25 protein-coding genes, 1 pseudogene and 1 riboswitch are annotated in these 25616 nt (G+C 25.2%); of the genes and pseudogenes, 25 read left to right on the top strand and 1 reads right to left on the bottom strand.

From position 1 onward, the window contains the following. Positions 1-22: 22 nt before the first annotated feature. From AC4FQW_RS04505 to AC4FQW_RS04415, 19 genes are all read left to right on the top strand, one after another. Positions 23-1696, top strand: a complete 1674-nt coding sequence (locus AC4FQW_RS04505) for a GspE/PulE family protein (RefSeq protein ID WP_491147479.1) — start codon at positions 23-25, stop codon at positions 1694-1696. A 15-nt stretch (positions 1697-1711) separates the two neighbouring features. Beyond that, positions 1712-2923 (top strand): type II secretion system F family protein, encoded by a 1212-nt coding sequence (locus tag AC4FQW_RS04500; protein WP_491147478.1) that lies wholly within the window; start codon positions 1712-1714, stop codon positions 2921-2923. A 62-nt stretch (positions 2924-2985) separates the two neighbouring features. Then, the gene (locus tag AC4FQW_RS04495; protein ID WP_491147476.1) at positions 2986-3456 is read left to right on the top strand and encodes a type IV pilin protein; all 471 of its coding nucleotides are present in this window, start codon (positions 2986-2988) and stop codon (positions 3454-3456) included. A gap of 84 nt (positions 3457-3540) precedes the next feature. After that, positions 3541-4020 carry a type II secretion system protein gene (locus tag AC4FQW_RS04490; RefSeq protein ID WP_491147474.1) on the top strand — a complete coding sequence of 160 codons (480 nt, stop codon included), beginning with the start codon at positions 3541-3543 and terminating at the stop codon, positions 4018-4020. A gap of 136 nt (positions 4021-4156) precedes the next feature. Then, positions 4157-4909: a prepilin peptidase gene (locus AC4FQW_RS04485; RefSeq protein WP_303128133.1), complete on the top strand. Its 753-nt coding sequence runs from the start codon at positions 4157-4159 to the stop codon at positions 4907-4909. Positions 4910-4919: 10 nt separating this feature from the next. Then, positions 4920-5969: a pilus assembly protein PilM gene (gene pilM, locus AC4FQW_RS04480; RefSeq protein ID WP_491147472.1), complete on the top strand. Its 1050-nt coding sequence runs from the start codon at positions 4920-4922 to the stop codon at positions 5967-5969. Between the two features lies 1 nt (position 5970). Beyond that, on the top strand, positions 5971-6627 hold the full coding sequence (locus AC4FQW_RS04475) for a PilN domain-containing protein (RefSeq protein WP_491147470.1): 657 nt from the start codon (positions 5971-5973) through the stop codon (positions 6625-6627). Further along, on the top strand, positions 6614-7360 hold the full coding sequence (locus AC4FQW_RS04470; RefSeq protein ID WP_491147469.1) for a hypothetical protein: 747 nt from the start codon (positions 6614-6616) through the stop codon (positions 7358-7360). Before AC4FQW_RS04475 ends, AC4FQW_RS04470 begins: the two co-directional genes overlap by 14 nt. After that, on the top strand, positions 7314-7919 hold the full coding sequence (locus AC4FQW_RS04465) for a type IV pilus modification PilV family protein (RefSeq protein WP_491147467.1): 606 nt from the start codon (positions 7314-7316) through the stop codon (positions 7917-7919). Before AC4FQW_RS04470 ends, AC4FQW_RS04465 begins: the two co-directional genes overlap by 47 nt. A gap of 23 nt (positions 7920-7942) precedes the next feature. Beyond that, positions 7943-8590 (top strand): type II secretion system protein, encoded by a 648-nt coding sequence (locus AC4FQW_RS04460; protein WP_491147466.1) that lies wholly within the window; start codon positions 7943-7945, stop codon positions 8588-8590. 47 nt (positions 8591-8637) lie between these two features. Next, positions 8638-9819 (top strand): hypothetical protein, encoded by a 1182-nt coding sequence (locus AC4FQW_RS04455; RefSeq protein WP_303128118.1) that lies wholly within the window; start codon positions 8638-8640, stop codon positions 9817-9819. 124 nt (positions 9820-9943) lie between these two features. Next, positions 9944-10798, top strand: coding sequence for a DegV family protein (locus AC4FQW_RS04450; RefSeq protein ID WP_303128115.1), 855 nt, complete (start codon positions 9944-9946; stop codon positions 10796-10798). Positions 10799-11013: 215 nt separating this feature from the next. Next, positions 11014-11811, top strand: a complete 798-nt coding sequence (locus AC4FQW_RS04445) for a putative ABC transporter permease (protein ID WP_303128110.1) — start codon at positions 11014-11016, stop codon at positions 11809-11811. A 70-nt stretch (positions 11812-11881) separates the two neighbouring features. Continuing rightward, positions 11882-12661, top strand: coding sequence for a putative ABC transporter permease (locus tag AC4FQW_RS04440; RefSeq protein WP_303128104.1), 780 nt, complete (start codon positions 11882-11884; stop codon positions 12659-12661). A gap of 116 nt (positions 12662-12777) precedes the next feature. Next, the gene (trmB, locus tag AC4FQW_RS04435; protein ID WP_491147463.1) at positions 12778-13434 is read left to right on the top strand and encodes a tRNA (guanosine(46)-N7)-methyltransferase TrmB; all 657 of its coding nucleotides are present in this window, start codon (positions 12778-12780) and stop codon (positions 13432-13434) included. A 112-nt stretch (positions 13435-13546) separates the two neighbouring features. Continuing rightward, positions 13547-13721, top strand: a riboswitch (Lysine riboswitch). Positions 13722-13830: 109 nt separating this feature from the next. After that, positions 13831-15309 carry an amino acid permease gene (locus AC4FQW_RS04430; RefSeq protein WP_303128098.1) on the top strand — a complete coding sequence of 493 codons (1479 nt, stop codon included), beginning with the start codon at positions 13831-13833 and terminating at the stop codon, positions 15307-15309. Between the two features lie 114 nt (positions 15310-15423). Beyond that, positions 15424-16140 carry a purine-nucleoside phosphorylase gene (gene deoD, locus AC4FQW_RS04425; RefSeq protein WP_303128096.1) on the top strand — a complete coding sequence of 239 codons (717 nt, stop codon included), beginning with the start codon at positions 15424-15426 and terminating at the stop codon, positions 16138-16140. A gap of 114 nt (positions 16141-16254) precedes the next feature. Continuing rightward, positions 16255-16737 (top strand): RNA-binding protein, encoded by a 483-nt coding sequence (locus AC4FQW_RS04420; protein WP_303128094.1) that lies wholly within the window; start codon positions 16255-16257, stop codon positions 16735-16737. 297 nt (positions 16738-17034) lie between these two features. Beyond that, complete coding sequence (locus tag AC4FQW_RS04415; RefSeq protein WP_303128092.1) at positions 17035-17478, top strand: hypothetical protein; 444 nt, start codon at positions 17035-17037, stop codon at positions 17476-17478. A gap of 84 nt (positions 17479-17562) precedes the next feature. Here AC4FQW_RS04415 and AC4FQW_RS04410 read toward each other — a convergent pair whose 3' ends face one another. Beyond that, the gene (locus AC4FQW_RS04410; protein WP_303128090.1) at positions 17563-19275 is read right to left on the bottom strand and encodes an FUSC family protein; all 1713 of its coding nucleotides are present in this window, start codon (positions 19273-19275) and stop codon (positions 17563-17565) included. Between the two features lie 125 nt (positions 19276-19400). Between AC4FQW_RS04410 and AC4FQW_RS04405 the strand changes: the two genes are divergently transcribed. From AC4FQW_RS04405 to AC4FQW_RS04380, 6 genes and pseudogenes are all read left to right on the top strand, one after another. Continuing rightward, positions 19401-20444 (top strand): hypothetical protein, encoded by a 1044-nt coding sequence (locus AC4FQW_RS04405; protein WP_491147459.1) that lies wholly within the window; start codon positions 19401-19403, stop codon positions 20442-20444. A gap of 210 nt (positions 20445-20654) precedes the next feature. Next, positions 20655-21773 (top strand): BMP family lipoprotein, encoded by a 1119-nt coding sequence (locus tag AC4FQW_RS04400; protein WP_491147457.1) that lies wholly within the window; start codon positions 20655-20657, stop codon positions 21771-21773. Positions 21774-21845: 72 nt separating this feature from the next. After that, the gene (locus AC4FQW_RS04395) at positions 21846-23375 is read left to right on the top strand and encodes an ABC transporter ATP-binding protein (protein WP_303128084.1); all 1530 of its coding nucleotides are present in this window, start codon (positions 21846-21848) and stop codon (positions 23373-23375) included. Continuing rightward, the gene (locus AC4FQW_RS04390; RefSeq protein WP_491147455.1) at positions 23365-23946 is read left to right on the top strand and encodes an ABC transporter permease; all 582 of its coding nucleotides are present in this window, start codon (positions 23365-23367) and stop codon (positions 23944-23946) included. The genes AC4FQW_RS04395 and AC4FQW_RS04390 overlap by 11 nt, the downstream gene beginning before the upstream one ends. Further along, positions 23852-24634 (top strand): annotated as a pseudogene (locus AC4FQW_RS04385) (ABC transporter permease); the annotation flags it as partial. The gene AC4FQW_RS04390 and the pseudogene AC4FQW_RS04385, both read left to right, overlap by 95 nt. A 1-nt stretch (position 24635) precedes the next feature. After that, entirely contained in the window at positions 24636-25583 is a 948-nt protein-coding gene (locus AC4FQW_RS04380) for an ABC transporter permease (RefSeq protein ID WP_303128081.1), read from the top strand. Positions 25584-25616: the final 33 nt, after the last annotated feature.

The raw sequence follows: 25616 nt of genomic DNA, 5'->3' as shown, positions 1-25616 counted from the left end.
ATAGAGAATTTAAGGTGATTGAATGAATAAGAAAAAGAGATTAGGAGACCTTTTGGTAGAACTTGGATATATAACAGAAAATCAAGTTCAAGAAGCTATAAAAATTCAAAAGACAACTAATAAAAGATTAGGACGTATATTTGTAGAACTTGGATATATAACAGAAGAAAGTTTATTAAACATATTAGAATTACAACTTGGAATACCTAGAATAAATTTAGAACTTATAGATATTGATATGAATGCTGTATCAACTATATCAGAAGGTTTAGCTAAAAAGTATAATCTTATACCAGTAAGATTTAGAGATAATCATCTTGTTGTTGCAATGTCTGATCCACTTAATATATTTGCTGAAGAAGATGTAGAATTATCATCTGGATATAAGATTGAAATTGGAATAGCTATGGAAGAAGAAATATCAGAAGCTATTGCAAAATATTATTCAAAAGATTACATGTCAAAAGCCGAAGCAAAATTAAACGAAAAAGAAGCTGAAGAAATAAAGGAAAGTGTTTCAATTGATGAGGATAATAAATCTCCTTCTGTTAGACTTATAGATAGAATAATAGAAAATGCAATTAGAAATGATGTAAGTGATATACATATAGAACCACAAAAAAATAAAATAATCATAAGATATAGAATAGATGGAAAACTTAGAAAACAATTTGAAGCTCCAAAAGAACCATTAAATTCAATGGTTACTAGAATAAAATTGCTAAGTGGAATGGATATTGCTGAAAGAAGAATTCCTCAAGATGGAAAAATAGTTATAAATATTGATAAAAGAGATATAGATTTAAGAGTATCTATTTTGCCATCAGTAAATGGAGAAAATCTAGTAATTAGAATATTAGATAAAAGATCTTTTGAATTTACTAAAGAAAATTTGGGATTAACTGGAGATGACATAAATTTAGTTAATAAAATTACTTCAAATCCATATGGAATGTTTTTAGTTACTGGGCCTACCGGATGTGGAAAAACATCAACATTATATTCAATATTAAAGGATTTAAAAACAGAAGAAAATAATGTTATAACTTTAGAAGATCCTGTTGAATATACAATGGACGGGATAGTTCAGGTTAATGTTAATAATAAAGCTGGACTTACATTTAATTCAGGATTAAGGTCAATTCTTAGACAAGACCCTGATGTTATAATGGTTGGAGAAATAAGAGATGAAGAAACAGCTACTATGGCTATAAGAGCTGCAATAACTGGTCATAGTGTTTTAAGCACTTTACACACTAATGATGCGCCAGCAGCTATTGTAAGGCTTATGGATATGAATGTTCCACCTTATTTAATTGCTGCATCTTTAACTGGAGTAATAGCACAAAGGTTAATGAGAAGATTATGTAATAATTGCAAAAAAGAATATATAGCAAATAATTATGAAAAAGAACTTTTAGGTGTAAGTAAGGATGAGAATTTAAAACTTTATAAACCAGTTGGATGTGTAAAATGTTCTGGGACAGGTTATAAAGGGCGAATTGGAATATTTGAAATAATGGAAATAAATCAAAATATAAGAGAACTTATAGCTAATAAGGGAAATTTTTATGAAATTAGAGACGAAGCTAAAAAAAGTGGAATGAAAACTTTATTTGAAAGTGGAGTAGATATTGTAAAAAATGGTACAAGTAGCATGAATGAATTAATGAGAATAACTTTAATAAAAGAATAAAGGAGTAAAATAATTATGCCTTTATACAAATATGAAGCAAAAGACCTTAATGGTAAGCTATTAAAAGGGAAAATAGAATTAAATAATGTTGATGAGTTAAGAAAAATTTTAAAGCAAAAAGGATTTTATTTAACTAAATATGATACAGGAAGACAGTCTTTAAACATAGATTTTGATATGTTAAAAAAAATACCTAAGAAAGATATTTCTATATTTTGTAGAGAAGTGTATTTTGCATTATCATCAGGAATAACAATAATTCAGAGTCTAGAAATAGTGAAAGATCAAATTGAAAATAAGAAGCTAAAAAGTATACTTAGAAATGTTTATGATGAAGTGGGCAAGGGTAAGCTGTTATCTGAAGCTTTTAAAAAGCATAAAGATTTACCAAACTTATTTGTATATATGATAGAAGTTGGTGAAGAAACAGGGAAGATAGATGAAATAATGAGAAGTCTTGCGGATTACTATGATAATCAATATAAACAAGAAAAGAAAATAAAAAATGCACTTATATATCCTAAATTTTTATTTACATTTTCAATACTTATAGTTTTAGTACTTGTTACTTTTGTAGTTCCTATATTTGTGAAAAACTTGTTGTCAGCAAATATAAGCTTACCAATACCAACACAAATAGTTGTATGTATTAGTAATTTTATGAAAAGAAATTGGATTTACATAATTTTGGTAGTGTTGTTATTTTTAATAATTAAAAATAATATTTTAAATAAGAATAAAGCGTATAAAATGTTTAGAGATAGATTTATAGTAAAATTTAAATTTATAAAAAATATGACTATGCAAATTTATACAGCAAGATTTGCGAGAACTTTTTCTATATTATTTGGTGGTGGAATAAGTGTAGTTAGATGTATAGAAGTATGTTCAGATGTTATAGGAAATGAGTATTTAAAGAAAAAATTAATCGATAGTAAAGATTTAATAAATGATGGATCTAGTATTGCAGAAAGTCTAGAAATTAGTAATACATTTCCTAAGATGCTTATTCAATCTATAAAGGTTGGTGAAGAATCAGGAAATGTTGAAGAAATATTGGAGAAAGCTTCTCAATTTTATGATTCTGAATCAAATTTTGCATTAGAAAAATTAACAAATTTAGTTGAGCCAGTAATGATTGTAGTATTAGCAATATTAGTTGGATTTATTGTTATATCATTATTATTACCTATGTTCTCAATGTATGACACAGTACAAATAAGTTAGTATTAAGAGATATTAAGCTTTAGTAGCTTTAAATAAAACAATATTTTAAGGAGGAATAAGTTATGAATAAACTTATGAAGAAAAAGAAAAAAGGATTTACACTTATTGAGCTTATAGCAGTAATTGCTATACTTGCAGTACTTGCAGTAATAGCGGTTCCAAGAGTAATATCATATGTAGATAAGTCAAAGCAAGTTGCAATACAAACAGAAGCATCAACTATATATAATGCTGCAGAAGCTGCATATAATGATGGAAGATTAAAAAATAAAGATGGTAATCAATTAGTTGGAGGAACAGGTGCTAAGTCTTTTGATGAAGTTACTGTAAGCCAAGCGGTTACTGCACTTAAATCACAAGATTTATTAAGTAATGGAGATGCTAGTAAATTAACAAAGAACATAGGTACTATTAATTTAAAAGATTTAAAAGGTTTAATGAATACAGATGTAAAGAATATAACTTATGATGAAAGTGGAAGTTTAACAGGTAAATTTGATCAAAGTACAGGAATGTATACATCTGGTAAATAATATATTAAAGATTAATTATAAAAAAATTAAAAGGCTGCCTTACTGACAGCCTTTTAATGAATTATGTTTAAAGTGAGTGATTTTATGAGGAAAAAAGGATTTACACTTATTGAGGTTATTGCAGTAATTCCTATACTTGCAGTAATTTCGATAATAGCAGTTCCAAGGGTAATACAATATGTAGATAAATCAAAAAAAGTTGCAATACAAACAGAAGCAAAAAATTTATATGATGCAGCAGAAAGAGCATATAATGAAGGAATCATCATTCCTGAAGATGGAAGTGTTGAAGGAAATCAGGGAGAGAAAAATGTAATTTTTGATAATATGAATTTATTTCAAAGTAATTGCAATAATAGGGCTAAATCAGTTGTAACAATACTTGAAGAAAAAAATTATATAAGCAAAGAAGAAGGAGAAAAAGCAGAAATAAAACTTAGTGATGTAGCTTACAATATAGAGCATTTAAAGGAAGTAATTAATGCTGATATTAATAAAATTATATTGGATGAAAAGGGAAGATTAAATAATTGTGATGGAATACCTATAGAAGAAAACAATTAACATAAAATTTTATTATGAAAAATATTTTTAGGATTATTGGAATTATTTAATAAGATGATTATTTAAGATTAATGTTTTAAAATTTAAAAAAGTGGACAATTATTAAAATATAAAAAATTTATATAAAGGAGTTTAAATGATAGGTTTAATATTTTTTATATTTGGATTAGTATTTGGTAGTTTCTTTAATGTTTGTATTTATAGAATACCAAGAGAAGAAAATATTGCATATCCACCATCACATTGTGCAAAGTGTGGCAGAGAACTTAAGGCATATGAGCTTATACCAGTTCTAAGTTGGGTTATTTTAAGGGGAAGGTGTAAAGGCTGTAATGAAAAAATAAGTATTATATATCCTTTAATTGAATTAATTACAGCATTTATGTTTTTAATAATGTATTTAAATTTTGGATTAACTATAAATACATTTAAATACATAGTTTTATTTTCAATACTTATAATAGCTTCAACTATTGATATAAAAACAAAAGAAGTTTATTTTAGTGTATCTTTAGTTGGATTTTTATTTGGTATATCATTTTCAATAATAGAAATAATAAATGGAAAACCTTTAAAGGAAGGAATAATTAGTATACTTATACCTCTTATTATAGTAGGAATAATATATTTAATTTCAAAAAGATTTGATGGCTTTGGTGCAGGGGATTTAGAAGTATATCTTTTTGTTGCTCTATATTTAAGTCCTATATTAATGGGAGTAACATTGATAGTTTCTATAATTTTAGGTGGAATATTAGCCATATTTTTATTAATAATAGGTAAAAGAAAAATGGAGATGCCATTTGTACCTTTTATTGCATTAGGTACTTTTATTTCGGTATTATGGGGGATTGATATATTAAATGTATATTTAAATACATTTATATAGGAGGATAAGAATGTTTAGACTAGGAAGCAAAGATAGTATTGTTTTAACCATTAAAGATGAGTTTATAGATATTTTGATTGGAAATAAAAAGAAAATAAAATTATATGATTCTATACCAATAGAAGAAGGAATGTGTATAGAAGGAACAATAAAAGATGTAGTTGGGTTATCAGAAATATTATTAAAATATTTTTTAGAAAATGACATAAATGAAGATAAAGTATCTTTTGTTATATTTGGAAGTGATGTTGTAACTAGACATATTCAATTACCAAAGATGAATAGTGAGAATTTAAGGGAAGCAGTTGAATACGAAGTTAAGGAATTAGTTCAAAATGACGAAAATTATTATATAGATTATGAAGTAATAAGAAAAGAAAAAGGAATAAATAATCCTAAAGTAGATATATTAGTTGCTGCATGTATAAAAGATAAAATTAATAGTTATGTAGAATTAAGCAAAGTTTTAAATAAAAAGTTAGAAATAATAGATGTATTAACAAATTCAATAAATAAGGTTTTATTAAACAGTACATTAGAATATAGAGGAAAAACTGTAGCATTATTTTATTTAGGGTATAGTTTTAGTATTGTTTCTATAGCAAATGATGGAGTTATGAATTTAGAGAGAAATATACCATTTGGATTCCAAAATATTATAAGAGAATATAGAAGAAATAATGATTTAGAAAATATAGTTACATATAAGAGTTATTCAAATAGAAATAAATCAAAAAAAATAGACATAAAATCATTTGAATTAATAGATACATTTAATAAATATCCCAAAATAAAGGATTCAGTAGATAATTTATTATCTATAGTAGATAAAACAATTAAATTTTATAATTCAGGTAAGGGATATAATAAGGTTAATGAGATAGTTATATTATCTAGTTTGGAATTAAATAATACAGCTATAAAATATATAGAAGATTACTTTTTAATAAAAAGTAAATTAATAAGAAGTACAGAAGACCTAGGTCTTGAAGTTAAAAATACAGATAAAGAGTTTGGAAGATACTTACCTCTTTATGGATTATTTTTAAGGAGAAATTAAAATGAGAAAACAATTAAATCTTAATCCAAAAAGTATAGAAAAACATAAGAAAAAATGTATAGGAAAAGTACTAATAGCTGTTTATTTAATAATTATAATTTTATTATTTATAAATGCAGGAGTTATATATTATAATAATAAATCTTTAGAAAGAAATAGTGAACTTTTAAAGTCAGAAATTAAAAATTATAAAGAACAAGGTAGTAATTATAACAATATATCCAATGATATAAAAAATAAAGAAGCATTTATAAACAAAGTAAAAAACATAGATAGAAATGTTTCAGCATGGGAATATTTAAATAATCTAAAAAAATACTTTCCTCAAAATGTATCTTTAGAAAGTATAACTTTTAAAGAAGATGGAATAAATATGGTAGGAATTGCAAATAGTGATGAAGATATAACTATATTTTTAGCAAATCTTCAAATGAGCAAATTATATAAGGATTCAAGACTTATATCAACTGAAGATATAGAAATTAATGATTATAACGATAAAGATAAAGTTGAAAATATTAATAATGATAAAAATAATAATAAAAATAATGATAAAGATAAGAAGGTAGAAAAGAAAGAAGATAAGAAACCAAAGGTAATAAAAAAGGTTAGATTTACTATTTCAACAGAAGGAGTAAAAACATATGAAGAAAAGTAAAGGGGAATATAAGTTTATAAAACATTTAAAAGAATTAAGTAGAAAAGAAAAGTTACTTTTATTTATAAGCATATTAATATTTAGTTTTTTAATAATTGAAGAATTAGTAATAAAACCTTTAGATAACAAAAATAAAAATTTAGAAGCTGAAATATTAAATCTTAATAATCAAAAATCAGATGCTCTTTATGGAATAACTAAACAAGATAAACTTAGAATTAAGTTAAATGATGTTACATATAATTACAATAAAATTTTAAAAAAACTTCCTAAAACAGAGAAACAAGCAGATATTCTTAAAGATTTAACAATTATAGCTGGAGTAACAGATATAAAGATTATTAATATAAATTTTGAAAAAAAGTATACAGTATTAAATGATAAAGAGAATTCAAATGATAAATCAAATAGTGAAAAGGAATTTAATTTAATAAATGATGATAATTCAAACAATGAAATAAAATTAAATAAAGATGATGTAATAGTACATAGTGCAACATTAACTGTAAATGGAAGTTTTGAAAATATAATAAGTTTTATTAATAAGATTGAAACAAATAAAAGAAAAATAAATATAGATAGCTTACAAATTAACAAGTTAGATTCAAATAAAAAAGAAAATAACATACTTCAAGGGACTATTCAAATAGAATATTATAATTTAAATTATAAGGAGAATGAGAAGTATGATTTTAATAAAGGAACATACGGTAAAAAAAATTATTTCAATTAAAAAAAGAGGAATAAGCCTTGTTGAAGTTGTAGCAGCACTTTCAATATTCATAATTCTTTTTATTGCAGTGAGTGGACTTATAATGAGTGCAATTAAAAGTGAAAATTCAACTAATAATTCAATAAAAGCAACAACTGTAATACAAGGTGTAAGAGATGTTTTATATAATGAAAATAACAATTTTTTTAAAGATTATTTATTAAATAAAGAGGTCAAATTTGAAATAAATGATATTTACTCTATTCAATGTATGTTAACAGGTGATATTCAGGATGGAATTATAAAGCCAGTTAATAATACGTATACTTCTATAAATAGTGAAGATGATCCTATTAAATATATAGTTTATATTGATACAACTTCATCAGAAGAAAATAAAGGGTTATACTTTATAACAATATCAGTAATTGTACTTAATAAGTATCAATATTATTATTACGATAGTGGTGAAAAGAAGCCAAATGCTGAAGTAATAAATTTAAAAACAAAAGGGGTACAATCTTTAAGTGAACAACTAATAGTAAGACCTATAAATGAAGGAGTAGTTATTAAAAAATAAACTTTAGAAAAGAGGTTCTCTATATGAAGAAAAAAGGATTTACTTTAGTTGAATTAATAGCAGTCATGTCTATAATGTGTGTGATTTTAATTGCTATTTTTGGAATTTATATAACTGGAATAAAGAGAGCTGAAACTACAAAAATAAATGCTGATATTGAAAATGAATATAGAAACTTTTATCAGGTTATAAAGAATTCTATAAAAGAAGATAGAGATTATATAAAATTATTTTATGATGATAATACATCAAGAGGATGGACTTTATCAGATTTAGATAAACAAAATAATAAGTTCAATAATGAATTTAAAAATAGTAGATATGAGTTAAAAGAGGTATATTTAGTTATTAAGAATAAAAAGAGTAATATTGATAATATATTAATTTCTTTTGAAAAAGAAGGAGTAAGGACTTTTTATATGATACAAGTAAATTCAAAAGATGTAGAATATAAATTAGATCCTGATAATATTTTAAATGGGTCAGTTAATATTATTGGAAACATAGTATCTTATAGAAAAATATGTGATAATGTAACTAAATTTAATGTAAATGAGAATAAAGGAACGTATTATTTTTATTTGCAATATACAAAAAAAGGTATATCAAGAGAGTATAATTTTTCAGTAAATAAATCAAATGAAAGAATAATTGAGGTTAATATTAATTAATATAATAAAACTATTAAATAAGTTATTAATAGGGATGTGTGAATTAAATGAAAAAACGAGGTTCAGCATTGGTAGTTGTTTTGCTTACCTTAACAGCATTAGTTATAATAGGTTTGGCTACTTATTCTTATATAGTTAATACGAGCAAATTAAATAATGATGAAAATAATAATGAAGCATTAAAAGGTGCTACAATGTCTGCACTTAGTATAGGTGAATATTATTTAATAAATAAACAAAAATATAAAAATATAAAGGTAGGACAAGGTGCTTATTTTACTGGTAATGATATTAAAGATATATTAAGTGATGATAATTTTAAAAATATATCATATGTAAATAAAAATGTTAGATTAAGTAATGATAATTATAAATATTATGTGAAAGTATATAATGAGGGAAATAATGAGTTTAACATTAATGCAACAGTAACTTTAGGTAATTTAAAGAGCAGCAAAAATAGTATTGTAAAAATAGAAGATGAGGAATTAAAAGGAAAAGATTTCTTTAATGTTTTAGATAATAAAAAAATAGGTATGTTTAATATTTTAGGTGGACATAAATTTTCAGTAGAAGATTTAAGTGGTTCTATTGAAAATGTATCATATAATTTCTATGGACTTGACAATAATGTTAAATTACCAAGTTTATTAAAAAACGGAATTAACCTAAATAAGAAAAATGAAAAAACAAAGAGTTTAAATTTAATTCTTAAAAAAGGAGATATAAGTGTAAGTAATTTAAATGAATTAATAAACAAATTAGAAAATCATAATATATTCGGAAGAAAAATGAAGGTTGTATTAATAAATGAAGGTTATGAAAAGGATGAGAAATATAAAATAAAATATTTCAAATCTATAGAAGAAGCAAAGAGTGAATTTAAAGATTATTCTGCTATTTTAATAAAATTAAATAGAGATTTTTTAAATGCAGATTGGCATGATTCATATTTGTTAGTTTGTAACGGTAATTTAGATATAGAAAATATAGGTGAGAGTAATTATGGTTTAGAAGGTGATGAATTATTTATTTACTCAAGTGGAAAAGTAGAGTTTAATGAAGTTAAAATTGGAACGCACAATCATTTATTTATGAATGATGATGTATATATGAGCATTGTATCTAAAAATGGAATAAACATAGAAGATTCTGATATATATTTAAAAGGAAGTTTTAAAGATATAAGTAATAATCTTAAAAATGTTTTAAAAAAATTAATAAAATAGGCTGAATTTATTTAATCAGCCTATTTTTTTATATAAAAATAAGACAAAAAATAACAAAAACCTATTTAAAATGTTGCTAAAGTGTTAATAATATGATAAAATTTTAAATAACAAAAGAGGAGGAATGGGATTGAGAAAGATTGCTTTATTAACAGATAGTAGTTCAGATTTAAGTTTAAGGACTTTAGAAGAAAATAATATAAAAATGGTACCATTAAGAATAATATATAAAGAAAAAGAATACTTAGATAAAATTACATTAACTTCAAAAGAACTTTATAAAAGGTTAAAAGAAAATGATGAAATACCAACAACATCTCTTCCTGATTTAAAGAATATAGAAGAAGTTATAGATGAGTTAAAAGGATCAGGTGTTACAGATATAATTGTGGTAACTGTTTCTAGTAAATTATCAGGAACATACAACGGTATAAGATTAGTTACTGAAGAATATGATGATATAAACTTTCACTTTTTTGATACAAGAACTTTAGGATATCCTCAAGGTGTTATAGCTTTAGAAATTTCTAAAATGATAAAAGAAGACAAGCCTCTTGAAGAAATATTAAATTCACTTGAAGATATAAGAAAAAGAACACATGGTTTCATAACATTTCAAACATTAGAGTTTTTAACTAAAGGTGGAAGAATTGGAAAAGTTGCAGGAACTATAGGTGAAATGCTTCATTTAAAACCTATTGTATCATCAAATGATGAAGGCGAATTATATAATTACGCAAAAGCAAGAGGTAGAAAAAAAGCTTTATCAAAAATGAAAGATATTGTAAATAGCTATTTAGATAAAGGAAAATGCAAAATATGGGTACTATCAGCTGATGCTGATGAAGATGCAAAAAAATTTTTTGATGATATAAAAGGACACAAAAACATAACAAATATATCACTAGAAGAAATAGGTGCTGCTATGGGAATACATACAGGACCAGGAGCTTTAGGAGTAGCTATATTAGAAGAATAATTTAAGGGGGAATATTTCCCCCTTTTTTTTATGTATTTAATTATACAAAATAAAAATTTATTTATATTTATTATGATATTTTTAATAATTAATTTAAATAGAATTAATTAGTTTGAATTATAATAATAAAAAGTGTATATTTATAATAGATTATTTATACAAATTTAACACAATTATTTGAAATATATAATATAGGAGGAGATTGACTAAAGGTTATGGTACATTTAATTTTATATTTTACTGTTTATAGTATACTAGGTTGGATATGTGAATGTGTATATTGTGCAGCTATAGACAGGGTTTGGGTAAATAGGGGCTTTCTAAATGGACCTGTCTGTCCTGTATATGGTTTTGGATCATTATTAGTTATTGGATTATTAGATAGATTTAGTTACAATATATTATTGTTATTTATAATGGCAGTTATAATAACTACAGCGATAGAATATATAACAGCTGTTATTTTAGAAAATGCATTTGATTTAAAATGGTGGGATTACTCAAATTATAAATTTAATTATAAAGGACGTATATGCGTCTTGAATTCACTTTTATTTGGTGTATTATCAGTATTTTTAGTAAAGGTATTACATCCTTTTATAATATCAAAAATAAGTTTAATTCCTACAAAATATGCATTAATTTCAGCAATCGTAATTATTATAATATTTATAATTGATATAATAGCAACAGTAACGTCATTAGTTGATATGAATGAAATGCTTAAAAAAATAACTCAAATTAATATTGAGCTTAAGGGACTTGGAATTTCAATGGATAAGTTAAATGATTTAGAATTTGATAAAATTGTAAATTTACTTAAAAAGACTAGTGATATAAAGGGAATTAAAAGTAAATTTGAAGATACATATAATTATTTTAAAAAGATGCAATTAAGGTCAAGTACTCAAAATAGATTAATAAAAGCTTTTCCTAATATGAAATCAAAACGTTATGGAGAGCAATTTAAAAAGTTAAAAGATAGTATTATAGATTATTGGAATAAAGATTAAATTTAACAATTTATTAAATCAAAGTCATCTCTAAAGGTATATAATAATATATAATTGGAGGTGGCTTTTTTTGAGAGAATTAATTCTTTATTTTACAATATATAGTTTTTTAGGGTGGCTAAGTGAGACTATATACTGTTTTATAATTGATAAAAAATTTACTTATAGAGGATTTCTTTATGGACCAGTATGTCCTATATATGGATTTGGAGCAATTATAGTTTTATCAGTACTTGATGGATTAAAGGATAATGTTTTATTTGTATTTTTTGGTGGTATGATATTAGCATCTATATTAGAATATATAACTTCATATATATTAGAAAAATTATTTAATATGAAATGGTGGGATTATTCAAAACACAAGTTTAATATAAATGGAAGAGTATGTCTTTTAAATTCCACGTTCTTTGGACTTCTTTCAGTATTTATTATAGAAGTATTACAGCCATCTATAAAAGATATTCTTACATCACTTTCTTCAAGTATTGTTTATTCGTTATCAGGTATTATATCTATAATATTTATTATTGATTTAATTTTTACAGTTACACACTTATTACACTTAAAGGAACATTTAGTAAAGGTTAAAGATATTAAAGTTGAATTAAATAAATTAGGTATTCAATTTGAAAAGTTTAGTGAGAGTGAAATAAATAAATTAAAAATTGAAATTCAAAATAGAAGAACTAATAAGGAATATGATAAATTATTAGATTTAAGTAATAGAATAAAAGAACTTAAAAGAGAAGCTAAAATTAATAGAAGATTATTAAATGCATTCCCAAACAGTAAGCATTTATATGATTATAAGGCATTAAATAATATTAAAAATCTTATTAAAAAATAAATTTTGTGAAATTTAATTAGGATGGAACAAAAAGTTCTATCCTAATTTTTGTTGTTAATAGTATTTAAACTATGTATAATAGGAATGAAACTTTATAAAGATGGAGTGAACATATAATGAGAATGAGAAGAAAACCTTGGGCTAGACCTGAGCTTGAAGCATGTGACTTTTTTATAGTAGATACAAAAGAACTTAAAGGAAAATGGAATAAATCATTTAAAGAAGAACAACCTTTATATTTAGAATTAGGATGTGGAAAAGGAACATTTATGGCTGTTCATGCATCAGAAAATCCTAATATAAATTATTTAGCTATAGATATAAAAGACGAAGTTTTAGTGCTTGCAAAAAGAAATATAGAAGAAGCGTTTAAAGAAAAAGGTATGCAAATAAATAATGTTAAGCTTATGGCACAAGAAATAGCATTAATAAATGATATGCTTGGAGAAGATGATGAAATTAATAGAATATACATTAATTTTTGCAACCCTTGGCCTAAAGAAAGACATAAGAAAAGAAGACTTACTCACACTAGACAATTAGAGAGTTACAAAAAATTTCTTTCAAGAGATGGAGAAATTTGGTTTAAGACAGATGATGATGAATTATTTGAAGAATCTTTAGAATACTTTAAAGAAAGTGGATTTGATATAAAATATATAACTTATGATTTACATAATAGTGGTTTCGAAGGAAACGTAGTAACAGAACATGAAGAAATGTTTACAAAAGAAGGAATAAAAACAAAATTTTTAATAGCTGTAAGAAATTAAAAATATTAATAAATAATAATAATTGTAAATAAAGTAATAATAAGTAATGTGCTTTGTTGAAATTATAAAAAATAAGGTGCATAATAACTAATGAAAGATGTATAAATTTAAATTTTGAGGTAGAGGCGCAAATTTTAATAGTAATATTAATGAGGTAAGCACTATGATTTAATATGAAAGGAAAATTTGCCGAAGTGTATAATTGATGCTTTAAGATTATATGCTGGTTTTGTGCAGAATATGTATAAGACTGTCACAAATTTATTTTGTGGAGGGCTATCATTCAAAGGCATAATTAGTTTAGTATATTATATTATATTGAAATGAACTTATTTACCCTGAGTGAAGTTTTTCCTCAGGGTTTTACTTTTATACTAAGCTAAGGAGGAAATAGACATGAATGAGACAGAAAGTAATGAGCTAAAGAGAGGGTTAAAGGCAAGGCATTTAAACATGATTGCATTAGGTGGTTCTATAGGAACTGGAATATTTCTTGCAATGGGAGATAGTATACATGTTGCAGGAATTGGAGGTTCTATAGTAGCTTATGGTCTAATAGGGATAATGGTATATTTTTTAATAACAAGTTTAGGGGAAATGGCTACTTATATGCCTGTTTCAGGATCTTTTGGAGTGTATGCTACAAAATTTATAGATCCTGCATTAGGCTTTGCATTAGGATGGAATTATTGGTACAATTGGGCTATAACTATAGCGACAGAAATGGTTGCAGGTTCACTTGTAATGAAATATTGGTTTCCAAATGTTCCAGCAATAGTTTGGAGTATTATTTTTTTAGTTTTAATAGTAGGATTAAATTTATTATCATCTAAAGCTTATGGTGAATCAGAGTTTTGGTTTGCAAGTATAAAGGTTATTACAGTAATTGTATTTATAGTAATTGGTACACTTATGATATTTGGAATAATGAAGGGTGATAGTTTAGGTTTTAAAAATATATTTTCAAATGGAGGACCTTTTGTTGGAGGATTTAAATCAATATTTTCAATATTTTTAATAGCTGGATTTTCATTTCAAGGAACTGAACTTATAGGTATTGCTGCGGGAGAATCAGAAAATCCTGAAAAAACAATACCGAAAGCAGTACATACAATATTTTGGAGAATTTTAATATTTTATATAGGAACTATAATTGTTATAGGGTTAATAATTCCATCAGTACAAGCTGGAGTAAATACAAGTCCTTTTACTATGGTTTTTGAAAAGGTTGGAATAGCAGGTGCGGCATCTTTAATGAATGCAGTAATATTAACTTCTGTTTTGTCAGCTGGTAATTCAGGAATGTATGCATCAAGTAGAATGCTTTATTCAATGGCTAAAGAAAATATGGCACCAAAGGTTTTTTCAAAAGTTAATAAAAAAGGGGTTCCTGTTAACTCTGTTATTTTAACTACAATAATAGCATCAGCATGTTTTTTAACAGGATTTTATGCAGAAAGTACAGTTTATGTTTGGCTTGTTGCTGCATCAGGACTTGCAGGCTTTATAGCTTGGCTTGGTATAGCATTATGTCATTATAGATTTAGAAAAGCATATGTAAAACAAGGAAAAAATATAAATAAGTTACCTTATAAAGCAAGTATATTTCCAATTGGACCGATAATAGCATTAGTACTTTGTGCAGTAGTTGTTATTGGACAAGGTTTTGTATACATTAAACCAGAAGGAATAGAATGGATGGGGTTAATATCATCTTATATAGGAATACCATTATTTTTAATTTTATGGATTTCATATAAAATTAAATATAAAACAAAATTAGTTAAATTAGAAGATGTGGATTTAGAAAGAAATATTATAAATAATAAAGAAGTAACTGAAAATAGCATTGATTTAGTTCTTGAAGAAAGTTAAAATTTATAGAAATATTTTATATTAAATAAAATTTTAAGAAAAAAATAAGGAAAAGGTTTTCAAAAATGCTATTATATGATATAATATTTTTAAAAGCAAAAGGAGGAATGGTTTATGACACAAAATGTACCAACACCACATAATGGAGCAAAATTAGGAGATATAGCAGAAACAGTGCTTTTACCAGGGGATCCACTAAGAGCTAAATATATAGCAGAAACTTTCTTAGAAAACCCTGTTCAATATAATACAGTAAGAGGAATGCTTGGATATACTGGAACATATAAAGGAAAAAGAATTTCAGTTCAAGGAACTGGAATGGGAATTCCTTCAATAGGAATTTATAGTTATGAATTAATACATTTCTATGGAGTTAAAAATCTTATAAGAATAGGTTCAGCAGGAGCTATAAATGAAGATTTAAAAACTCGTGATATAGTAGTTGGAATAGGATCATGTACTGATTCAAATTATGCAAGTCAATACAACTTACCAGGAACATTTGCACCAACTGCAAGTTATGAATTAGTTGAAAAAGCAGTTAATACTGCAAGAAATTTAAATATTGATGTTAAAGTAGGAAATATATTATCAAGTGATGTTTTCTATGGTGATGAAGGATTAGAAGGATTAAGAAAGTGGCAAAAGATGGGCGTTCTAGCAGTAGAGATGGAATCAGCTGGTCTTTATATGAATGCAGCAAGAGCTGGAGTTAATGCTTTATGTATATTAACTATTTCAGATTGTCCTTTCACTGGTGAAGTAACAACAGCAGAAGAAAGACAAACTTCATTTACAGAAATGATGAAAATAGCATTAGAATTAGCATAATTATAATTTGTTTATTAAAAAGCTTATACCAATATGGTATAAGCTTTTTTGTGTCACTTTTATATATATAAAATATAATGTAATGAGAAGTAATATTAGAAAGGTGAATTTTATATGAATCCATTGTTAAATATGTTATTTGGAATGGGTAATCAGATGGGAGGCTTTGGAGGAAATCCATTATTAAATATGTTATTTGGAGGAATGGGTGGAAATCCAATGGGTAGACAAATGGGTGGACCTATGGGAATGAATCCTATGATGAATCAATTAATTAATGGAATGCAACAAATGGGAAATGGAATGAATATGCAAGGTCAAAATCCATTAATGAGTATGTTAATGAATGGAATGGGAAATATGAATGGTATGCCTAATATGAACAATATGGGTAATATGAGAAATCAAAATAACAGAAATAATAGAGGAAATTTAGGTAGAAATAACATGCCTAATATGAATGGTATGGGAAATTTTAATAATATAAATGAAGAACAAATTAGAAATATGATGGAAATGTTTATGAATAACATGAATAATTCTTCAAATAATTATAATATGAATAATAAAAATTCTAATAGAAGAAATAGAAGATAGTTCATATAAAATTAGCTCTTTTATCTTTAAAAGTAATGAGGGCTAATTTTAATATTTATAGATATTTATTTTAAAAATACATAGAGATTTAAAGAAGTAGATATTTGTTTAAAAATTTAATATTTAATGTTACATAATTTAATTAACATTAAAGAAAAATGTGATTCAAATCACATTTATATATTTTAATAAGAGTAAAATATATAGTAAATTGAGATAATTACTAAGTATTTAAAAGGATATTTTGTTAATTAAATCTTTAGTATTTATCTTAGTATAGATAAGGGAGGCTATATCATGATAGAAATTACAGATATAGAAATTGAAGAAATATTATCAGGAGAAGATAATTTAAAAGATTTTGAAAAGTTCTTAAAAGAATTTGGTATAGAAGATACATTTGAAGATGTAACTATTAAGCATACTAAGGAAAAGTTAGAAATGTTATTAGCTATTGCAGAAGAAGGGAAAAATTTAGAATTATCAAGTAAAAAGAAAGAGTTAAAGAAACTTTTAGATAATTTAAAGGGAGAAAAAGATAAAAAAGCTGCAATGAAAGCTTTAAGGGAGATTTATTCAGCTTACAGAGATTATGATTTAAACGAAAAAGAATTAGATAAAAAATTAAAACATGCATTAAAAGAAGTTAAAAAATATGAGCATTTTAAAAAACATGAAGAAAAAATTGCTGAAAAGTGGATTAGAAATTTAAATAAAAAAGGTAATAAAATAGAAGAGTAAGTTTTAACGGAGCGTTTTATGCTCCGTTTTTTATATTAAAAGTATTTATTTAATTAAGGCAAAAGTTTTAATAATATATATAAGTTATTTTAAAAACAAAAAGTCATAACCATTTAAAATTATGCTTTTATTTGTATATTCTATTAATCTAGTTATTTCTTCATTTTTAAACTCAATATTTCTAATAAATAACTTGTTTAATGTTAATGAAGAAAGTAATATTATATCAACAGTTATATTTAAATTTTTATCCATATAAGATTTTGATAATATATAGTGATAATTTAGTAGTTTAGTTAATAATTGTTTTATTCCATCTTCAAGCTTGTAAGGAAATAAAAATTTATTAGCAATAAGAACTATTAATATTCCAAACAATATAAATATAATTCTGTTTATTGTTATAACATTAAGATTTGTATTTAATGATGAAACACATATTGAACAAATAGCAGTAAATGTTGATAATTTATAATATTCTTTAAATCCGTATGTTAAGTATAGACATACGATTAAAGTTATTATTGTAATAATATTGTTATTAAAAATAGTTAAAAGTATTATTATAATTGATATTCCAAAAAAGTTTCCTATAAGCCTTTCTTTACCTTTTGATATTGTTTCTTCATAATATGGTTGCATAACTGACATTATAGTAATTGATACCCAAATAAATTTATAAATTGAATACATATTGCCTATATATAAAGTAAGAGTTAAACAAATTGATATTCTAAGGGCAAAATTAAATCTTATTGAGCCAAATTTAAAATTAGATTTAAGATATGTTTTAAATTTATCTAAATCAGATCTTTCCCATTCTTTATATATATTATTTCTTTCTTTAAAGTTTACGTTAAAGAGTTTAATTAAAGTTAAATTTAATGTTTTTAGTGTAGATAGTATGTTATTATAAATGTTTTTGTATTCATATTTTACTATAAACTTATTTAATGTTTGTATGCACAAATAAAATGAATCTTTATTGTCTATAGATTTTAAAAAAGAATCTAATAAGACTTTTAATTCTTTAAAAAATAATCTATCTTCTAAAGTAACATTATTAGAATTTTTATAATAATCTTTCAAAAGTATATTAAGTTTTCCAAGTATTAAATACATATCAAAATAAAGTTTTCCAATATTAGTAGTTAAAAATTTTTTGTATCTTGTTTTATAAATAGTATAACTTAAACTTCTCATTTCTTTAGAAAAGTTTAAATAAATAGTATTATCAAATTTATTTTTACTTAAATTATTTAATTGTTCACTTAAAAGCATAAAAGGATGATAAATAATATCCTTTAAAATATTTTTCTTAAATAATAAAGAAGTAATTAGTGAGAAAGAAATTGCTATAAAAACTCCTAAAAATATAGTTAATATTTTTATAAAATACTCATTAAATGAGTGAATTGATGATGCTTGAGCAAAAATATATATCATCATAAAAGGTTTATATATTTTGGGGTTATATCGCACTGTTAAAAAATATGCAATAGAAAATATTGCAATGAAATTTATTATAATTCCAATGTGAGAAAAAATAGAAGCTATAGTTGATATAGTTACTATTATTGTAATAGAAAACAATAATCTAATAATTTTAGTTAAAGGTTTTACAGTTAAGTTTTCAAAAGATAAGGCTATTGATATTAATGTTATTGGGAATATTAACATAATATTTTCTACACCAAAAAGAATTGCAATAGAAAATAATGTTAAATTAGCAATAGACCCATATTTAATCATTGATTTTGTATTTAAATTTAATTTTGCAAATAATGACTTAAACATAAACAAAACCTCCAGTTTAATATAAAAATAGTATATACAAGAGAAAAATTTATATTATAAAAGTTTATCAACATAAGTTAAATGAAACTCATATAATAATATAAATTTAATGGGGGAAGGTTAATATGATTAATAAAAAAAGAAAATTAGTAGTAATTATAACAGTTATCCTAGTTCTAATATTTAATAGTTTAATTTACTTTTTTTATGATTCCTTAAATAATAAAATAAATGAAAATAATGAAATGAAAAATGACATAAAAATATTAAATGATTTAAAAGATGAAGTTATTAAAATGGCGCATTCAGAAAAACTTTGGATTGCTACTGGTAAAGATGAATATAAATATAAATTTGAGGATGAAATAATAACAGTTAATACAAAGCTAGATAATTTATATAACAATGGTAAGATAGATATTAATTCAAAGATTGAGTTAAAGAAATCTGTTGAAAAATATAAAAATTTATCTTATGAATTAAGTCTTAAGGAAAGTAATGGAGTTATAACGAAAGAGCAAGAAAAAGCTATTTTAGAACTTAATGATCTTCAAATTAATATATTAAAAAATTTAACTGTTGCAATTTCAGGAGTAGATAAAGCTTTAAATGAAAGTAATAATTTAATATTAAATAGTAGTGAAAATCAAAAAAACTTTTTACAAATAGTTAGTTGTTTTATAGGAGTTATAGTATCTGCAATATCTTATATTTTTAATAAGAAAACCCCAAAAGAACAAATTGATAGTACAGTAAAAGTTTTAGATTGTATCTTTGATGAAGAAAATAACAAAGATAAAAATAAAGAGCCTACTAATAATGAAAGTAATAAGGAGATTACATTAGTAAATAATAATAATAATAATAATAATAAAGTGATACCAGGAAATAAATATAAAGAAATTATTTATAAATTAGAGGAGATATACAAAGTTATAATTAAATATGAAAATGATTTAGAAGAAGCTAAAGTTAATTTAGGTAAAATTGAAATAATAATAAAATATTTAAAAGAAAAAATAGAAAATCAAGACTGTAAAAAAGAAGATGAAAAATATTATATTAAAGATTTAGAATATGAATTTGATAGATTAAATAAATTAATTTCTTCATTAGAAGCTTATTATACTTTAATAAGAGAAGAAGTTAATGGAATAAAAAGGGACTAAATAAATAGTCTCTTTTATTTTTATTATATAATTAATTAAATTTTAAAGAAGAAATTAATGAATCGACATTAAAATACAAATTTGAACAAAATATAAAATTTTTTTAAACAAATATTCATAAAAATATTGAGATTATCATACAAACTATTATATAATTGGGGTGTAAAATTTATTTCAAAAAAAATTTACGTATTTTTAGGAGGGGAATTAATGAAAAGAAAATTTTTAGCACTTGCACTTTCATTAGTTATGGCGACGGGATTAGTAGCATGTGGAAACAGTGGGGATTCAGAAAAATCAGGTGGAGCATCTGATAAAAAAGCAAATTTAAAAGTAGGTATGGTTACAGATTCAGGTACAATTGATGACAAATCATTTAACCAAGGAACTTGGGAAGGAATAGTACAAGCTGAAGAAGAGCTTGGAGTTTCAAAAAAATATTTACAACCAGGTGGTGAAAAGCCAGCTGATTATTTAAAGGAAATAAGTAATCATTATGAAGCAGGAAATAAATTTATAGTTACACCAGGATTTAAGTTTGAAACTGCTATTTTTGAGGCACAAGATAAATATGAAGATGCTAAGTTTGTAATTTTAGATGGTAATCCACATAGTGGTGAAAAGGATGCTAAACCAGTAGTTAAACCAAATACAGTATCAATCTTTTTTGCTGAACATGAGTCAGGTTTCTTAGCAGGAGTTGCATCAGCAGTTCAAATGAAAGAAGCAAATTTTGGATTCATTGGTGGAATGAAAATACCAGCAGTTCAAAAATTTAATTGGGGATTCCAACAAGGTGTTAAATACGCTAATGAAAATTTAGGAACAAAAATAAAAATTGATAAGAGTAATGTAGTATATGAAGGAACATTCAATACTTCATCAGCAGGACAACAAATTGCAGCAAAAATGTATGATAACGGTGTTGATGTAATATTTACAGCAGCAGGAGGTACTGGTGTTGGTGCTATAACAGAAGCTAAAGCTAGAGCTCAAAAGGGAGAAAAAGCTTGGGTTATAGGTGTTGATGTTGACCAATATTCAGAAGGTTTATATAAAGATAAAGATGGAAATGAAAAATCAGTTATTTTAACTTCAGCTACAAAAAATATTAAAAAATCAACTTTTGATATGATTAAAGCTGAATTAGATGAAAAATTCCCAGGTGGACAAACTTTAATCTATGATGCTAAAAATGATGGTGTTGGATTACCAGAAAAAAATCCAAATTTAAGTGAAGAATCTATTAAAGCATATAAAGAAGCTTATGACAAAATAAAATCTGGTGAAATAAAAGTTTCAGCAGAACAAGGTAGTTTAATAGAATAATTATTTATAGTTAAGGAATGGGGCGGAAAACTGCCCCTTTTAAACTATATAGATTTTGTGGGGAGGATATAAATGGAATATGCAGTAGAAATGCTTAATATTCGAAAAGAATTTCCAGGTATTGTTGCAAATGATAACGTAACATTAAAGTTAAAAAAAGGGGAAGTTCATGCTCTATTAGGGGAAAATGGAGCTGGTAAATCAACACTTATGGGAATGCTTTTTGGAATGTACCAGCCAGATAGAGGAACTATTAAGATAAATGGAAAAGAAGAAAAAATAACAAATCCAAATAAAGCAAATGATTTGGGAATAGGAATGGTTCATCAACACTTTAAATTAGTGGAAAATTTTACGGTAACAGAAAATATAATACTAGGATGTGAGCCTAAAAAAGGATTAGTAGTAGATATAAAGAAAGCAGCAAAAAAAATAGAAGAACTTTCAAAAAGCTATGGATTAAATGTGGACCCATATGCAAAAATTGAGGATATTTCTGTTGGTATGCAACAAAGAGTTGAAATATTAAAGATGCTTTATAAGAATGCAGATATATTAATATTTGATGAGCCAACAGCTGTATTAACACCACAAGAAATAGAAGATTTAATGAAAATAATTAAGAATCTTATAAAAGAAGGAAAATCTATAATATTAATAACGCATAAATTAAAAGAAATAAAAGCTGTATCAGATAAATGTACAGTAATAAGAAGGGGTAAATATATAGGAACAGTTGATACTAAAAAAACATCTGAGGCAGAAATGGCTAAAATGATGGTTGGTAGAGAGGTTTCTTTTAAAGTTGATAAGAAAAAAAGTGAGCCTAAAGAAGAGGTATTAAAAATAGATGATATATCAGTAAAAAATAATAAAAAAGTTCTTGGACTTAAAAACTTTTCGTTATCAATTAGAAGTGGAGAAATAGTTGGCATTGCTGGTGTTGAAGGAAATGGTCAAAATGAGCTAGTTGAAGCTATAACAGGTCTTAGAAAAGTAGAGAGTGGAAAAGTTATATACAAGAATGAAGATATAACGAATGAGAAAACAAAAAAGAGAATAGATAAAGGAATAGCACATATACCAGAAGATAGACATAAAAGAGGTTTAATACTTGATTATACGCTAGAAGAAAATATGATTATTGAAGTATATAATAAAGAACCATTTTCAAAGAGAGGAATACTTAATAAGTCTGCAATTAGAAAATATGCAGAAAAAATACTTAATGAATTTGATGTAAGATCAGGTGAAGGTCCTATATCAAAGGCTAGAACATTATCAGGTGGTAATCAGCAAAAAGCTATTATAGGACGTGAGGTTGAACTGAACCCAGATCTTTTAATAGCAGTGCAACCAACTAGAGGACTTGATGTTGGTTCAATTGAATATATTCATAAAAGATTAGTTGAACAGAGAGATAAAGGAAAAGCAGTACTTCTTATATCATTAGAACTTGATGAAGTACTAAATGTTTCTGATAGAATTGCAGTAATAAATGGTGGAGAGCTTATAGGAATTGTAAATTCAGATGAAACTAATGAAAATGAAATTGGATTAATGATGGCTGGAATTAAAGGAGGGTCACAAGATGAAAACTAATAAAGGTATAGTATCCATATTAGCTATAATATTAGGACTTATAACAGGTTCACTTTTAATGCTAGCTCTTAATCATAATCCAATAGAAGGATTTTCATATCTTTTTCAAGGCGGACTTAAGAGTGTAGAAAGAATTGGTAATACTATAGCAACAGCTACACCATTAATACTTACAGGACTATCTGTTGCTTTTGCTTTTAGAACAGGTCTTTTTAATATAGGTGCGGCTGGACAAATGCTATTTGGAGGATTTTGTGCTACTTTTATTGGACTTACAGTAGATGCTCCAAGAATTGTACTTTTACCTTTAATGATATTAGTAGGTATATTAGGAGGAATGGCAGCTGCTATAATTCCTGGTATATTAAAATCAAAGTTTAATGTTCATGAAGTTGTTTCAACTATAATGATGAACTGGACTATATACTGGTTTGTTTATTACATGGTACCAAATATGATGAAGGNCAGTAGATGCTCCAAGAATTGTACTTTTACCTTTAATGATATTAGTAGGTATATTAGGAGGAATGGCAGCTGCTATAATTCCTGGTATATTAAAATCAAAGTTTAATGTTCATGAAGTTGTTTCAACTATAATGATGAACTGGACTATATACTGGTTTGTTTATTACATGGTACCAAATATGATGAAGGGACAATATGAAACAGAATCAAGACCACTTTCAGAAGGAGCAACTCTTAAATTAAAATGGCTTTCAGATATATTTGATGGGTCATATATAAATTTAGGAATAATTTTAGCTCTTTTTGCTATAGTAATTATTTGGTTTATATTAAATAAAACAACATTAGGTTATGAACTTAAAGCTGTTGGATTTAATAGATTTGGTGCAGAATATGCAGGTATACCAGTAAATAAAAATATTATACTTTCAATGATGATAGCAGGAGGACTTTCAGGACTTGCTGGAGTTATTGAATATGCAGGAAATTCAAATATTATTCAAGTAGGTGTTCTTCCAACACAAGGCTTTGATGGCATTGCTGTATCACTTCTTGGAGCAAATACACCAATAGGAGTACTTTTTGCTGCATTATTCTTTGGTATTTTATATACAGGTAGTGGATTTATGAGTGCTATGACAGAAATTCCACCAGAAATTGCTGATACTATAATGGCTACAATAATATATTTTGCTGCAACTAGTATAGTAATAGAAAGATTTATAAATAAATTGAAGATAAAAAGAAGAGACAAAGAATTAGAGAATAATGCAAAAGAAGGGAAGGTGAAATAATATGTTAGAAATGTTTGGACAAGTATTTCCTTATGCAATTGCATTTACAATACCGCTTTTAATAACAGCACTTGGAGCTCTTTATAGTGAAAGAAGTGGAGTTACTAACATAGGGCTTGATGGACTTATGATAATGGGTGCATTTGTTAGTGCATTTACTATAGTTACTCTTCAAGATAAGTTAGATGGTAATTTACCGCTTTGGTTAGGTATTTTAGCTGCTGTTATAGCTGGAATTTTATTTTCACTTCTACATGCATTTGCAAGTATTCATTTAAATGCAGAGCAAATAATAAGTGGTACAGCTATAAATATGATTGCAGGAGCACTTACAATATTTTTAGCTAGAAATATAACAGGTAGTGGAAATATAAGAATAAGACAAGGATTTATACCAAATGATATACCTGTTTTAAGTGATATACCAGTTATAGGAATGTTTTTTACAAAAACTTATGCATCAACATGGCTTGTATTAATTATTTTATTAGTAGCAACTTTCATATTATACAAAACACCATTTGGAATGAGGCTTAGAGCATGTGGAGAACACCCACAAGCTGCAGATGCTGCAGGAATAAATGTTTATAAAATGAGATATATTGGAGTTATGATATCAGGAGCATTTTCAGCATTAGGAGGAGCTATAATAATAGTTACTTATGCTGGAGAATTTACAGGAAACGTTGGAGGTCTTGGATTCTTAGCTCTTGCGGCTTTAATATTTGGACAATGGAAGCCTCTTGGAATTTTAGGAGCAACACTTTTCTTTGGTTTTGCAAGTACAGTTGCTAATGTATCACAAGTTATACCAGAGCTTGCTTCAATACCACCTGTTTTATTAAAAACTTTCCCTTATATAATGACATTAATTGCATTAGTTATTTTCTCAAAAAGCTCAAGGGCACCGAAGGCTGTTGGAGAACCTTTTGATAAAGGAAAAAGATAAAATTTTTAAAGGTTTATAAGAACTTTAATGTTC

The organism is Clostridium sp. TJA085, assembly GCF_058310235.1.
Note: the sequence above shows the minus strand (reverse complement) of the source record. Positions and strands in the feature narration are given on the sequence as shown.

What these genes read in the sequence shown, in the direction of transcription:
- pilM (WP_491147472.1), top strand. Translation starts at nt 4,920, where the DNA reads ATGTTTAGACTAGGAAGCAAAGATAGTATTGTTTTAACCATTAAAGAT.
- AC4FQW_RS04380 (WP_303128081.1), top strand. Translation starts at nt 24,636, where the DNA reads ATGTTAGAAATGTTTGGACAAGTATTTCCTTATGCAATTGCATTTACA.
- AC4FQW_RS04490 (WP_491147474.1), top strand. Translation starts at nt 3,541, where the DNA reads ATGAGGAAAAAAGGATTTACACTTATTGAGGTTATTGCAGTAATTCCT.
- AC4FQW_RS04485 (WP_303128133.1), top strand. Translation starts at nt 4,157, where the DNA reads ATGATAGGTTTAATATTTTTTATATTTGGATTAGTATTTGGTAGTTTC.
- AC4FQW_RS04500 (WP_491147478.1), top strand. Translation starts at nt 1,712, where the DNA reads ATGCCTTTATACAAATATGAAGCAAAAGACCTTAATGGTAAGCTATTA.
- AC4FQW_RS04400 (WP_491147457.1), top strand. Translation starts at nt 20,655, where the DNA reads ATGAAAAGAAAATTTTTAGCACTTGCACTTTCATTAGTTATGGCGACG.
- AC4FQW_RS04505 (WP_491147479.1), top strand. Translation starts at nt 23, where the DNA reads ATGAATAAGAAAAAGAGATTAGGAGACCTTTTGGTAGAACTTGGATAT.
- trmB (WP_491147463.1), top strand. Translation starts at nt 12,778, where the DNA reads ATGAGAATGAGAAGAAAACCTTGGGCTAGACCTGAGCTTGAAGCATGT.
- AC4FQW_RS04420 (WP_303128094.1), top strand. Translation starts at nt 16,255, where the DNA reads ATGAATCCATTGTTAAATATGTTATTTGGAATGGGTAATCAGATGGGA.
- AC4FQW_RS04395 (WP_303128084.1), top strand. Translation starts at nt 21,846, where the DNA reads ATGGAATATGCAGTAGAAATGCTTAATATTCGAAAAGAATTTCCAGGT.
- AC4FQW_RS04430 (WP_303128098.1), top strand. Translation starts at nt 13,831, where the DNA reads ATGAATGAGACAGAAAGTAATGAGCTAAAGAGAGGGTTAAAGGCAAGG.
- deoD (WP_303128096.1), top strand. Translation starts at nt 15,424, where the DNA reads ATGACACAAAATGTACCAACACCACATAATGGAGCAAAATTAGGAGAT.
- AC4FQW_RS04495 (WP_491147476.1), top strand. Translation starts at nt 2,986, where the DNA reads ATGAATAAACTTATGAAGAAAAAGAAAAAAGGATTTACACTTATTGAG.
- AC4FQW_RS04455 (WP_303128118.1), top strand. Translation starts at nt 8,638, where the DNA reads ATGAAAAAACGAGGTTCAGCATTGGTAGTTGTTTTGCTTACCTTAACA.
- AC4FQW_RS04410 (WP_303128090.1), bottom strand. Translation starts at nt 19,275, where the DNA reads ATGTTTAAGTCATTATTTGCAAAATTAAATTTAAATACAAAATCAATG.
- AC4FQW_RS04460 (WP_491147466.1), top strand. Translation starts at nt 7,943, where the DNA reads ATGAAGAAAAAAGGATTTACTTTAGTTGAATTAATAGCAGTCATGTCT.
- AC4FQW_RS04415 (WP_303128092.1), top strand. Translation starts at nt 17,035, where the DNA reads ATGATAGAAATTACAGATATAGAAATTGAAGAAATATTATCAGGAGAA.
- AC4FQW_RS04470 (WP_491147469.1), top strand. Translation starts at nt 6,614, where the DNA reads ATGAAGAAAAGTAAAGGGGAATATAAGTTTATAAAACATTTAAAAGAA.
- AC4FQW_RS04450 (WP_303128115.1), top strand. Translation starts at nt 9,944, where the DNA reads ATGGGATTGAGAAAGATTGCTTTATTAACAGATAGTAGTTCAGATTTA.
- AC4FQW_RS04475 (WP_491147470.1), top strand. Translation starts at nt 5,971, where the DNA reads ATGAGAAAACAATTAAATCTTAATCCAAAAAGTATAGAAAAACATAAG.
- AC4FQW_RS04445 (WP_303128110.1), top strand. Translation starts at nt 11,014, where the DNA reads ATGGTACATTTAATTTTATATTTTACTGTTTATAGTATACTAGGTTGG.
- AC4FQW_RS04405 (WP_491147459.1), top strand. Translation starts at nt 19,401, where the DNA reads ATGATTAATAAAAAAAGAAAATTAGTAGTAATTATAACAGTTATCCTA.
- AC4FQW_RS04465 (WP_491147467.1), top strand. Translation starts at nt 7,314, where the DNA reads ATGATTTTAATAAAGGAACATACGGTAAAAAAAATTATTTCAATTAAA.